This is a genomic window from Larkinella harenae, from assembly GCF_054780515.1.
The window spans coordinates 781,250-793,479 of record NZ_BAAGWE010000002.1 but is presented as its reverse complement, the minus strand read 5'-3'; the positions used below and the strand labels follow the sequence as shown (position 1 = coordinate 793,479).

Sequence of the window (12,230 nt, the reverse complement as noted above, 5' to 3'; positions counted from 1 at the left end):
GAACTCACGGATAGCTGACAACTGAAAACTATGATAAAATGGCAATAGAAATGAAAGTACCCCCGGTTGGGGAGTCGATTACGGAAGTAACGGTTGGCGCGTGGCACAAGAAAGAGGGTGATTCGGTAAAAAGAGACGAAGTGCTGTGCGAACTGGAATCGGATAAGGCATCGTTTGAATTCCCGGCGGAAGCCGACGGCGTGTTGCACATTATGGCCCAGGAAGGCGACGTACTGCCAATTGGGGCGGTACTGTGTACCATCGAATCGGCCGAAGCGTCGAACGGTGCTGCGCCTAAAGAGGCCGCTCCAGCTCCGGCTCAACCGGCAGAACAACCAGCCGCTCCGCAGGCTGAAGCGCCAAAAGCGGAAGCACCAGCCCAACCGGCTGCTGAGTCGGCATCCGGAAAAGAATCAGAAGCGAAAGTAGTTGAGATGAAAGTACCGCCAGTGGGCGAATCGATTACGGAAGTAACGATCGCTTCCTGGAATAAAAAAGACGGTGACAAGGTAGAGTTGGATGAAGTGCTGTGTGAGCTCGAATCCGACAAGGCCACGTTTGAACTGCCGTCGGAAGCCGCCGGAACCCTGCGGATTGTAGCCGAAGCCGGGGCGACGCTGGCGATTGGCGCGGTTATCTGCCGGATTGAAGTAGGAGCAGGTGCTGCCCAACCGGCGCAACAACCATCGGCTCCAGCCCAGCAACCCGCTCCTCAGTCGGAAGCGGCTCAATCCGCCGAGCATGGTTATGCGGCCAACCATCCATCACCGGTTGCGGCCAAAATTCTGGCCGAAAAAGGCATTGACCCGAAAGATATTAACGGCACAGGTATTGGTGGACGAATAACCAAGGACGATGCGGTGAAGGCTGAAAAAACCGCTCCTGCTCCGCAACCAGCGGCTCCATCGAAACCGGCAGCGGCAGCTCCGGCTCCAGCACCAGTTTCGGGTGATGGCAATCGGGGGCAACGCCGTGAGCGGATGACCTCGCTTCGTAAAACCATCGCCCGGCGCCTGGTGGCCGTGAAAAATGATACGGCTATGCTGACAACCTTCAACGAGGTTGACATGAAGCCGATTATGGACTTGCGGTCCAAATACAAAGACAAATTTAAGGAAAAACACGCGGTCGGGCTGGGCTTTATGTCGTTCTTCGCCAAGGCAATTTGCATTGCTTTGCAGGACTTCCCGAACGTAAACGCGATGATCGACGGCGACTCGATCGTCTACAACGATTTCTGTGATATCTCCATTGCCGTTTCGACGGAGCGGGGGCTGGTGGTGCCGGTAGTGCGAAACGCCGAAAGCATGGACTTTGCCGGTATCGAGAAAGAAATTATCCGGCTGGCGGGGCTGGCGCGGGATAACAAACTGACGATTGAGCAAATGTCGGGTGGAACGTTTACGATTACCAACGGTGGTGTATTCGGATCGATGCTGTCGACGCCGATCATCAACGCACCGCAGTCGGCTATTCTGGGTATGCACAACATCGTGGAGCGCCCGGTGGTTATCAACGGTGAAATCGTCATTCGCCCGATCATGTACGTGGCCTTGTCGTACGACCACCGCATCATTGACGGGAAAGACTCCGTGAGCTTCCTGGTTCGGGTGAAACAACTGCTGGAAGATCCGGCACGGATTTTACTGGGCGTTTAAGTAAATAGAGTAGGACGGATTGTGAAATCGTCCTGGCTTCAGGCAACAACTGCTCGTAGACAGGGACGAATTTATAGTCCGTCCTACAATTGTATATAGCAATTTACTGGCAAAAAGATCTACCATTTTATGCAATACGACGTCATCGTCATTGGCTCCGGACCGGGCGGCTATGTAGCTGCCATTCGTTGTGCCCAGTTGGGCATGAAAACGGCCATTGTAGAAAAATACAAAACCCTGGGCGGCACGTGCCTCAATGTCGGCTGTATTCCCTCAAAGGCACTGCTGGATTCATCGGAACACTTTTACAATGCTTCCCACACGTTCGCCGAACATGGTATAAAGCTGAACGATTTGCAGGTTGATCTACCCCAGATGATCAAACGGAAAGAAGGGGTGGTGGAAGCCAATGTAACCGGTATTTCGTTTCTGATGAAGAAGAACAAGATTACGGTTCATCAGGGATTGGGTTCGTTCGTGGATGCCAACACCCTGAAGGTGAAGAAGGACGACGGCAGTGAAGAACAGATTACGGCCAAGAACTTCATCATCGCTACCGGGTCCAAACCGGCGACGTTTCCGTCGATGCCGCTTGACAAAACACGCGTTATCACGTCTACCGAAGCGTTGACTTTGCAGGAAGTACCGAAGCACCTGATTGTGATCGGGGCCGGTGTCATTGGTGCAGAACTGGGTTCAGTCTACGCCCGGATCGGTTCGAAAGTATCGTTCGTTGAATTTGCCGATTCAATGATTCCGACGATGGACAAAACGATGGGGAAAGAGCTGCAAAAAGCCGTTAAAAAGCTGGGAGCCGACTTCTACTTCAGTCATAAAGTAACCAGTGTAGAAAACACCGGCGAGGGCGTTACCGTAAAAGCCGACAACGCCAAAGGGGAGCAGATTACGCTGGAAGGTGATTATTGTCTGGTTTCGGTGGGTCGCCGTCCGTATACCGACGGGCTGAACCTGGAAGCCGCTGGCCTGACCGTCGACAACCGCGGACGCATTGAAGTGGATGACCATTTGCGGACGAAAGTGTCCAATATTTATGCCATCGGGGATGTGATTCGCGGAGCCATGCTGGCCCACAAGGCCGAAGAAGAAGGCGTATTTGTGGCCGAAACCCTGGCCGGACAAAAACCGCACGTCAACTACCGGCTGATTCCGGGCGTGGTTTATACCTGGCCGGAAGTGGCTAGCGTAGGCTTTACCGAGGAGGAGCTGAAGCAGGAGGGGCGGGCTTACAAAGTCGGTTCGTTCCCGTATAAAGCCCTGGGCCGTGCCCGTGCTTCGATGGATCTAGACGGGTTGGTAAAAGTGCTGGCGGATAAGCAAACCGACGAAATTCTGGGGATGCACATCATCGGTGCCCGCGCGGCTGATATGATCGCCGAATGTGTGGTGGCCATGGAATACCGAGCCTCGGCTGAAGACATCGGACGGATTTCGCACGCCCACCCGACGTACACGGAAGCCATCAAGGAAGCCTGTCTGGCCGCCACCGAAAACCGGGCGATTCATATGTAATAACGGTATTCGGTTACCGGAGCCGTATTCGCTCGCTGTTCCGGATTTGTATCGCCGGACGTCTCCGCGTGATTCTGGCCGCAACACCGCAACCCGTTTTCTGAATAGGAATTAGGTAGTATTCGATAGGACTTATCAGATGTTTTTGAACCCCGCTTTGGAAATAAAGCGGGGTTTCTGTTTTTTAGTATATCCCCCTATGCGATGAAAAAACTGCTACTACTCCTTTGCCTGTTTACGACAGGTGTGTACGCTCAATCGACCGATTCGGTAACGATCCGCAAAATTTATAACGAGGTGCTGACCAACAGTCCATCATACGAGTGGCTGCGACACCTGACCAAGCAGATTGGGCCGCGTCTGAGCGGTTCGGCCGGGGCGCAGAAAGCCGTTGACTGGACGAAGGAACTGATGGAAAAGCAAGGATTCGATCGGGTATTTTTGCAGGAGATTATGGTGCCGCACTGGGTACGGGGAGCAAAAGAAGTGGCCTATATTCAGAACGGAAAGCAAAAAATAACCGTACCGATCGCGGCTTTGGGCGGTTCGGTAGCCACTCCGCCAAAGGGAATCGAAGCGCCGGTTATTGAAGTAAAAAACTTTCAGGAACTGCGGGCGTTGGGTTCGGAAAAAGTGAAAGGGAAGATCGTCTTTTTCAACCGGCCGATGGACCCGACGAAATTGAATACTTTCGAAGCCTACGCCGGAGCAGTCGATCAACGCGGGAATGGTGCCACCGAAGCCGCCAAGCTCGGTGCCGTGGGAACCATCGTTCGGTCCATGACCACGGCGATGGACGATAACCCCCATACCGGTAGCCTGCGCTATGCGACGGGCATGCCCTTGATTCCGGCGGCTGCGATCAGCACCAACGGCGCCGAACGACTCAGCAAGGCGTTGAAAGAAAACCCGAATCTGACATTCTACTTCAAACAAAATTGCGAGAGCCTGCCCGATGCCAAATCCTACAATGTAGTGGGCGAGATCAAAGGATCTGAAAAGCCGGACGAAATCATTGTGGTGGGCGGCCACCTCGATTCATGGGATATTGGTGAGGGCGCCCACGACGACGGAACTGGCTGCATGCAATCCATCGATGTGCTGCGGACTTTGAAGGCACTTGGCATCAAGCCGAAACGAACTATTCGGGCGGTGATGTTTATGAACGAAGAAAACGGTTTGCGGGGAGGAATCGGGTACGCCGATTACGCCAAAAAGAACAACGAAAAGCACATTGCCGCCGTTGAGTCGGACAATGGTGGTTTTACACCCCGTGGATTTGGCATTGTCGGAACGCCGGAACAACGCGCAAAGGTGATGCCGTGGAAACGGCTGCTGGCCCCGTACGGTTTGCACGAAATCGGTGCCGGTTCGGGCGGAGCGGACATTGGGCCGCTGGCGCAGCTCGGTACGGTTTTGTTTGGTTTTAAGCCCGATTCGCAACGGTATTTTGACGTTCACCACGCCGGTATTGACCGCTTTGAAGGCGTGAACAAGCGCGAACTGGAACTGGGTGCGGCTTCAATGACGGCTTTGGTCTATTTGTTGGACCAGTACGGTTTATGAGAAAAATAGCTTCGCGGGGTAATCAGAAAAGTTCATCGACATTTCTTTTCTGATTACCTCCCTTTTACTCCGCTCATCTCCGCAAACCAACCGCTTTACTTCAACTTCTCGTTGTTCAGATGCCGGGTTGCGTCGCGAATATTTTTCTTCTCCAGGTTCTTTTGAAAAGCCGCCGTTAAATCAACGCCGGTCTGGTTGGCGAGGCAGAGCAGTACCCAGAGCACGTCGGCCATCTCGTCGCCGAGGTCTTTGTTTTTATCTGATTCTTTCTCCGATTGTTCGCCGTAACGACGGGCGATGATGCGGGCTACTTCACCGACCTCCTCGGTGAGCATGGCCATGTTAGTCAGTTCGTTGAAATAACGAACACCGACGGTTTTTATCCACTCGTCGACGGTGTTTTGGGCTTCGTGTAAGGTCATGTTGTAAGAATGATGAACGGCCTTTAGCCAGTTGGAATACAAAACTACGCTTTTGTTATGAATGCGTAATCCGTTGTCATACAGCGAAAGCAACGCAAATTAATCGGCAAAAAATACCAATTTTTGCGGGAAACACGTAAGTTTGCTTACTCACAACCGTTGCTGTTTGTGGACTGCCCGCCGATGAACCGCCGACCTGACTCTACCAATGACCTGATGCACTGGAACGCCTTCCGGGAGGGAAGCGAGTCGGCCTTTGCGGCTTTGTATTCAACGTATTACCGCCATCTGACCAATTATGGCCGGCGGTTTGGGGCTGATCCCGAAACTACCGAAGACGCCATTCACGACGTGTTCATTGAGCTGTGGAACTACCGGCGAACCCTGGCACAACCCCAGTCAGTCCAATTCTATATCCTGCGTGTATTCCGCAACCGGCTGGTAACTATCCTCCGCGATCAGCAGCGCCAAGCCACCGATGTGGAGATGGAAAAACCGTTTGATCTGCTCCCTGCCGAACCCTCGGTAGAAGACCGGCTGGTGGAGGAGGTACTGAATCAGGAACAGCACGCGCACATTCATTCCGCTTTTCAGACCTTGTCGGCGCGGCAGCAGGAAATACTGTATCTCCGCTATTTTACGGACCTGAGCTACGAAGAGATTTGCTCCGTGATGGGTATTACCTACAACACCGCGCGTACACAGATTTACAAGGGATTACTGGCGCTCCGGAAACGGCTGGAAACCCATTGGCCGGTTTTGTTCTGGTGCTTTGGATTGTTCAAATAGGAGCGCTCAAAAATTTTTTGCAAAAATTTCCTTTTTTCATACTACAAATCTGCCTTAGCCTTCTCTTACGGTTGATGACCTTTTGATACGGCATGAAACCGCTGGAGTACTACGCAACGCTTGAAGCCATTGAATTGGCCCGTGACCCTGATTTCCGGAATTGGATACGGTTTCCGACACCGGAGCAAAATCGATTCTGGGATTCGGTCAGAGCACTTTATCCGCAACAGCAAACGACCATTGAGCAGGCCCGGGCACTCGTTATCGGGCTAGAGGCAATCTGGCAGGATGCACCTGATGCTGCGGTCGAAGCTTCTTTTCAACGGTTTCGGCAGAAGCAGCAACGCCTTCGGTCCGAACCGACACAAACGTTTTTTCGCCCCGCCTTCTATCGGTATGCTGCTGCGGTTGCCGCTGTGTTGCTGGCTGGGTTGGGATGGTGGTATTATGAACGCAATCTGGCTTCAATTCAGTACCAGACGACTTACGGACAGATTCAGACGCTTACGTTACCGGACGGTACGGTTGTCACCCTGAATGCCAATTCAACGCTGGAGATGGCCCGAAACTGGCAGGAAAAAGGACGCCGGGAAGTACGGCTAACGGGGGAAGCGTTTTTTGATGTCAACAAAAAACCGTCGGGCGGACGAATGCCTTTTGTGGTTCACACCGGCGCGGCTGATGTAGAAGTGCTGGGGACCCGTTTTAACGTCAATACCCGCCGAACCCGAACGCAGGTGGTGTTGCAGGAAGGAAAAGTAAAGGTGGCCTTGCCGCAACAACCGGCCCTGATGATGCAGCCCGGCGATATGGTAGAAGCCACGAACGGTCAGGCCACCATTCGGCGGAAACGGGTTGATGCCGACCATTATGTAGCCTGGCGATCCAATCTGCTCCTACTGGAAGACGAAACGCTCCGTGATATTGTACAGCGGTTTAAAGACCAGTATGGGCTAACGGTTTTGATTCCGGATGAGCGTTTGCTCAACGAAGAATTTACCGGTACCGTGCCAGCCAACCGGCCTGATTTATTGCTTCGGCTGCTGGCCGAGACGTTTAGCTTACAAGTGAAAAAACAAGAAAAACAAATCATTTTAGCCAACCAAAAACAATGACTAACCCCTTACCTATGATTCGATGGGCGATTCTGGGCGTGTGGTGTGTGGCAACCACGGCCCAAGCACAGATGTTGGCGTCGTCGTCAGTGCACCAGTCCGCTCAGCCATCCCAGCAGATTTCCCGGGCCAGCCGAGTGGCCAACCCGACGGTTCGTACGCTGTCTGATGTATTGCAGGAGCTGGAACGAAAGTACCAGATCAAATTTGCCTTCCAGCGGAAAACACTGCGCGACAAAACCGTTAGCATGCCGTTGCCGGTTTCGTCTGATCGCGAAACGGTTTTGAAAGCGGTCCTGAAACCCAACAACCTGACTTACCGGAAAGTAGACGAGCAATATTACGTTATCATCGAAGCCGACCAGGCAACGAGCCAGTTGAATTCGGGGCTGCCGTCATTAGACGATAACCAGTTGCTGCAATCCCGGTCGGTGTCTCTGCCCGATGACCGCGCGAGTACGGCGCTTCCGACGGGGTTGACCATCCGGCAAACGCTGGAAGTGACCACCCAGGAACGGCGGATCATGGGCCGCGTAACGGCCGAGGAAAACGCGGAAGCGCTGCCGGGCGTTAGCGTGGCACTGAAAGGAACAACGCGTGGAACCACCACGGATGCAACGGGAAATTACACCATTGCAATTCCGAACGAGGGCGGTACGCTGGTTTTTAGTTTTATCGGTTACACGACCCAGGAATTTCCGATTGGTAGCCAGTCGACAATCAATGTGGTTCTGAAAGGGTCGGATCAAACGCTGAACGAAGTGGTCGTGGTGGGTTACGGTACGCAGCAGAAGCGCGACGTGACGGGTTCCATTGCGTCGATCAGTACCAAAACCATCAAAGATCAGCCCGTTCCGAACATTGTAGAAGGATTAACGGGGCGTTTGCCGGGGGTGTTGATTCAGCAGAATACGGGCGCTCCGGGCAACAGCCCATCCGTCAAAATTCGTGGTCTGGGTTCGATCAGTGCCGGAAATGGGCCGCTGATTGTGATCGACGGGCAACCGCTGAACTCGGGCGATCTGGCCAATGGCGGAGGTCTTAACCTATTGAATCCGAATGATATCGATAAAATAGATATTCTGAAAGATGCTTCAGCAACGGCGATCTACGGTTCGCGGGGAGCCAATGGAGTAATGGTGGTAACCACAAAACGTGGTAAGTCTGGACAGGCCCGGCTGAACTTCGATTATTATACGGGGATCCAGCAGGTGACAAAAAAAATGGACATGCTGAATTCTCAGCAATACGCGGAGTTTTCGAAAGAAGCTTTCAACAATGCGTACCTTCAGCGGGTAACGGGCGCGCAGATTACCGATCCCAACAGCGCCCGCCCGGCCGGACAACGGTATCGGTATCCGCGCGGTGAGTTTGCGGGCGTTAACTTCGATGATCCGGGCAGCCTGCCGACCTACGATTACCAGGATATGATTTTTCAGAACGCTCCAATCAGCAACTACCAGCTGTCAGCTTCGGGCGGGAGTGATAAAGTGCAGTACATGGTGTCGGGTAATTACCTGAAACAGAACGGTATTGTTAAGAATTCAGGCATCGATCGGTATACGGTTCGTACCAACATTGACGCCCAGATGACGTCCTACCTGAAACTGGGAATGAGCTTGAGCCCGTCTGTTTCGGTCGAAAAACGCGTTAATACGGATCGGCACTGGGCCGACAACGGGATCATCAACTCGGCGTTGAGCCTGCCGCCGTTCATCCCGATTTACCAGCCGGGCACAACCGTGTACAACTCGCAGGCGTATTACGCGGCTCCGTACGACTGGCCGGGCATTACCAACCCCGTTGCCAATATTTACGAAGTGGACAATCAGGTTCGGACAACCCGGTTGCTGGGTAATGCGTACGCGGAAATCAAATTGCCGTTTGACGTCATGTACCGTGGAACCATCGGGGCTGATGTCCGGCAGACGCGGCAAAACCAGTTCAGAACGTCGGCATTGCCCCTGAATCAGCTGCTACCCCCGACGCCTAACTCGGCTTTCGCGGAAAACGCGCAGGAACTGAACTGGGTAACCAACCACACGCTGACCTTCCAGAGAGAGATTGCCACAAATCATCGGCTGGAGGTGCTGGTCGGTCTGGAGAGTCAGAAAAACGATTTTGAACGCACCCGGGCCGATGCCAATAACTTCCCGAACGACCTGGTCCGGACCATCAACGCCGGAACCCTCATTAATAATAGTGAAACGGCATCACGCAACATCCGGGATCAGTGGTCACTGGCGTCGTATTTTGGCCGGGTCGCCTATTCGTTCAATGACCGGTATCTGTTCAATGCGTCCATCCGGCGCGATGGTTCGTCGCGGTTTGGGGCCAACAACCGGTGGGGGACGTTCCCTTCGGCTTCGGTCGGCTGGCGGGTGTCGGAAGAATCCTTCCTGAAAAGCAGCCGCGTCATTTCGGAGTTGAAATTGAAAGCGAGCTACGGTATTTCGGGAAACAATGCCTTTTCGACCAACTACCCATCCATCGGTTTGCTGAGTCTGGACAATTATGTGTTGGGCAACGCGCTGGCGAACGGTTTGGCCGTGAACACGATCGGAAACGATAACCTGACCTGGGAAAAGAGCCGTCAGACTGATATTGGTCTGGAACTGGGCATCCTGAACAACCGGATTTTCCTGACGGCCGACTACTACAAACGCATCACCACCGATTTGTTGCTGGCCGTGCAGGTACCAACGCTGACCGGTTTCTCAACCGCCGTGAAGAACATCGGAAAAGTAGAAAACAAAGGGCTGGAACTGGCATTGAATACCCGCAACCTGACCGGGGAGTTTAGCTGGACAACCGATCTGAACTTCTCGTTCAACCGCAATAAAGTACTGGCTCTCGGGCCCACGGGCGATCCGATCCGCAGCGGAACCGGTGTAGGAGAATCCAACATCACCATGATTGGTCACCCGCTGGGAAGCTTCTACGGATATCGTCAAATTGGTGTGTTCCGCGACCGGGCCGACCTGGATTCGTACCCACACTTTGCGGATTCGCAACCCGGTGACGTGAAGTACGAAGACGTGAACGGCGACGGAAAAGTGGATGCCAACGACCGGACACTGATTGGAAACAACCAGCCCGATTTTATCTACGGGATGACCAACACGTTCTCGTTCAAAGGCTTTGACCTGGGTATTGTGGTGCAGGGTGTGCAGGGGTCGAGCATTCTGAACCTGTCGCGCCGGTTCTACGAAAACCTCGAAGGCAACGCCAACTCGCTGACCACCGCTCTGAACCGCTGGCGGTCGCCGGAGCAACCCGGAGATGGCATAACGCCCCGCGCCAATACGCGCACAACGGGGAACAACAACGCGATTTCGTCGCGCTGGGTCGAAAGCGGTAGCTACTTCCGGGTTCGGAACATTACGATTGGCTACAACCTGCCGCGGACGTTGGTTCAACGCGCTAAACTGCAAACGTTGCGTCTCTACGGCGGTATTCAGAACGCCCTGACGATTTCGAAGTACTTGGGCTACAACCCGGAAGTGAGTGGGTACGAAGCTCCGCTGACCGGTGGTGTCGATTACGGTAGCTATCCCATTGCCCGCACGTATACGATTGGTGTCAACATTGGTCTTTAATTCCGAACATCCATGAAACGAAAATATTTGCTTGTGGCACTCCTCAGTATGGCGCTGACGAGCTGTAAAGAAGATTTTCTGGCTTTGTCACCCATTTCGCAGGCCAGCACTGCCACCTTTTATAGAACCAGCTCCGATTTGCTGAATGCGATGAACGGTGCCTACGGAGCGCTTCAGTTCAATGGCCAGTACGGTCAATACTACGTGGTCTCGGAAATACCGTCGGATGATACCCGGCCGGTTTTGTCGGGCTCGGTAACGGATCAGGACGAATTCGATAAGTTTTACCTGCGCACCACCAATCCGTTTCTGGCTACCCGCTGGAGCGACGGGTATCGGGGCATTTACCGTTGCAACGCCATCATCGACCGCAGCGCGGGCGTCACAATGGACGAAGCCCTGAAAGCCCGAATCGTTGGGGAGGCCAAGTTTTTGCGGGCCTTGATGTATTTCAACCTGGTCCGGGTTTTTGGCGCGGTGCCGCTGGTGGTGAAGGAGATCATTGATCCGCAGGAAGGGTATGAATATGGCCGGGCGCCGGTTGCGGATGTTTACGCTCAGATTACCAAGGATTTGACGGAAGCCGAAACCGCGCTTCCTGCCACGTACACCGGCGCTAACGTAGGCCGGGCTACGAGCGGAGCTGCCAAATCATTGCTGGGCAAGGTGCATCTGACGCAGAAGAAATACACCGAAGCTGCCACCAAGCTGAAGGAGGTGATCGATGCCGGAACGTACGATCTGCTGCCGAGCTACGCCAGTGTTTTTCAGGCATCAAACAAGAATCACAGGGAGTCGATTTTTGATGTGCAGTATAAAAAAGGGAGCATTGGTGAGGGCAGCGGTTTTGCCAACGCTTATGCGCCCGAAAACTCTGGCAATGCTGTGATTCAGTTTGGAGGAGGAGGAAACAACCAGCCTACACCGGACATGATTGCGGCTTACGAACCGGGCGATTTGCGGAAAGATGTTTCACTGGCCACCAGTTATACGAACGCCAGCGGAGCGAGAGTGGATTATAATTTCGTTCGGAAATACCGGGATGCACCGGTGGTTAACGGTGATTCGGAAGACAACTGGCCAGTATTGCGCTACGCTGATGTGTTGCTGATGTATGCCGAAGCCCTGAACGAAAGCGGTCGAACGGCGGATGCGCAGCCGTACCTGAACCGGGTTCGCACACGGGCCGGGCTGGCCGCCAAAACCGCTGCCGACGCCGGAACGCAGGCAACCATGCGCCTGGCACTGGAGCAGGAACGGCGCATTGAATTGGCTTTCGAAGGGCACCGCTGGTTTGATCTGGTCCGGACGGGTCGTGCCCTGCCCATCCTTCAGGCTAAAGCCGCAGCCATCGGTATCAAAACTAACCTGACCGAAAACAACCTGGTGTTTGCCATTCCGCAGAGCCAGATCGATATTAACTCATCGAAAATTACCCAGAATCCGGGGTATTAATACAAACTGACTCAGGTAGTGGAAAACGGGGACTATGGTAAATAGTTCCCGTTTTTTGTGGGTGGTTCGTGAGTTTATTTTTTGAGAGGTATAAAT

At 53.5% G+C, this 12,230-nt stretch carries 8 protein-coding genes; 7 read left to right on the top strand and 1 reads right to left on the bottom strand.

The window, feature by feature from the left end; genetic code table 11:
• Positions 1–38: 38 nt before the first annotated feature.
• The 3 genes from odhB (at position 39) to ACYVH9_RS14620 (ending at position 4,754) form a co-directional block, all read left to right on the top strand.
• Positions 39–1,658: a 2-oxoglutarate dehydrogenase complex dihydrolipoyllysine-residue succinyltransferase gene (odhB, locus tag ACYVH9_RS14630; RefSeq protein ID WP_460637102.1), complete on the top strand. Its 1,620-nt coding sequence runs from the start codon at positions 39–41 to the stop codon at positions 1,656–1,658.
• A gap of 129 nt (positions 1,659–1,787) precedes the next feature.
• Complete coding sequence (gene lpdA, locus ACYVH9_RS14625) at positions 1,788–3,188, top strand: dihydrolipoyl dehydrogenase (protein ID WP_460637101.1); 1,401 nt, start codon at positions 1,788–1,790, stop codon at positions 3,186–3,188.
• A 204-nt stretch (positions 3,189–3,392) separates the two neighbouring features.
• A complete protein-coding gene (locus tag ACYVH9_RS14620) occupies positions 3,393–4,754 on the top strand; it encodes a M20/M25/M40 family metallo-hydrolase (protein ID WP_460637100.1) in 1,362 nt (453 codons plus the stop codon).
• 95 nt (positions 4,755–4,849) lie between these two features.
• Here the strand turns inward: ACYVH9_RS14620 and ACYVH9_RS14615 are convergent, their stop codons facing one another.
• The gene (locus tag ACYVH9_RS14615; RefSeq protein WP_460637099.1) at positions 4,850–5,176 is read right to left on the bottom strand and encodes a nucleotide pyrophosphohydrolase; all 327 of its coding nucleotides are present in this window, start codon (positions 5,174–5,176) and stop codon (positions 4,850–4,852) included.
• A gap of 183 nt (positions 5,177–5,359) precedes the next feature.
• On the opposite strand from ACYVH9_RS14615, the gene ACYVH9_RS14610 reads away from it, so the two are divergent.
• The 4 genes from ACYVH9_RS14610 (at position 5,360) to ACYVH9_RS14595 (ending at position 12,134) form a co-directional block, all read left to right on the top strand.
• Positions 5,360–5,965, top strand: coding sequence for an RNA polymerase sigma factor (locus ACYVH9_RS14610; RefSeq protein WP_460637098.1), 606 nt, complete (start codon positions 5,360–5,362; stop codon positions 5,963–5,965).
• Between the two features lie 92 nt (positions 5,966–6,057).
• Positions 6,058–7,080: a FecR family protein gene (locus tag ACYVH9_RS14605; protein ID WP_460637097.1), complete on the top strand. Its 1,023-nt coding sequence runs from the start codon at positions 6,058–6,060 to the stop codon at positions 7,078–7,080.
• Entirely contained in the window at positions 7,077–10,679 is a 3,603-nt protein-coding gene (locus ACYVH9_RS14600; RefSeq protein WP_460637096.1) for a SusC/RagA family TonB-linked outer membrane protein, read from the top strand. Before ACYVH9_RS14605 ends, ACYVH9_RS14600 begins: the two co-directional genes overlap by 4 nt.
• 12 nt (positions 10,680–10,691) lie before the next feature.
• Positions 10,692–12,134: a RagB/SusD family nutrient uptake outer membrane protein gene (locus tag ACYVH9_RS14595; protein WP_460637095.1), complete on the top strand. Its 1,443-nt coding sequence runs from the start codon at positions 10,692–10,694 to the stop codon at positions 12,132–12,134.
• Positions 12,135–12,230 lie beyond the last annotated feature (96 nt).

Coding starts and splice junctions, on each gene's coding strand:
- odhB (WP_460637102.1), top strand. CDS start 39: ATGGCAATAGAAATGAAAGTACCCCCGGTTGGGGAGTCGATTACGGAA.
- lpdA (WP_460637101.1), top strand. CDS start 1,788: ATGCAATACGACGTCATCGTCATTGGCTCCGGACCGGGCGGCTATGTA.
- ACYVH9_RS14620 (WP_460637100.1), top strand. CDS start 3,393: ATGAAAAAACTGCTACTACTCCTTTGCCTGTTTACGACAGGTGTGTAC.
- ACYVH9_RS14615 (WP_460637099.1), bottom strand. CDS start 5,176: ATGACCTTACACGAAGCCCAAAACACCGTCGACGAGTGGATAAAAACC.
- ACYVH9_RS14610 (WP_460637098.1), top strand. CDS start 5,360: ATGAACCGCCGACCTGACTCTACCAATGACCTGATGCACTGGAACGCC.
- ACYVH9_RS14605 (WP_460637097.1), top strand. CDS start 6,058: ATGAAACCGCTGGAGTACTACGCAACGCTTGAAGCCATTGAATTGGCC.
- ACYVH9_RS14600 (WP_460637096.1), top strand. CDS start 7,077: ATGACTAACCCCTTACCTATGATTCGATGGGCGATTCTGGGCGTGTGG.
- ACYVH9_RS14595 (WP_460637095.1), top strand. CDS start 10,692: ATGAAACGAAAATATTTGCTTGTGGCACTCCTCAGTATGGCGCTGACG.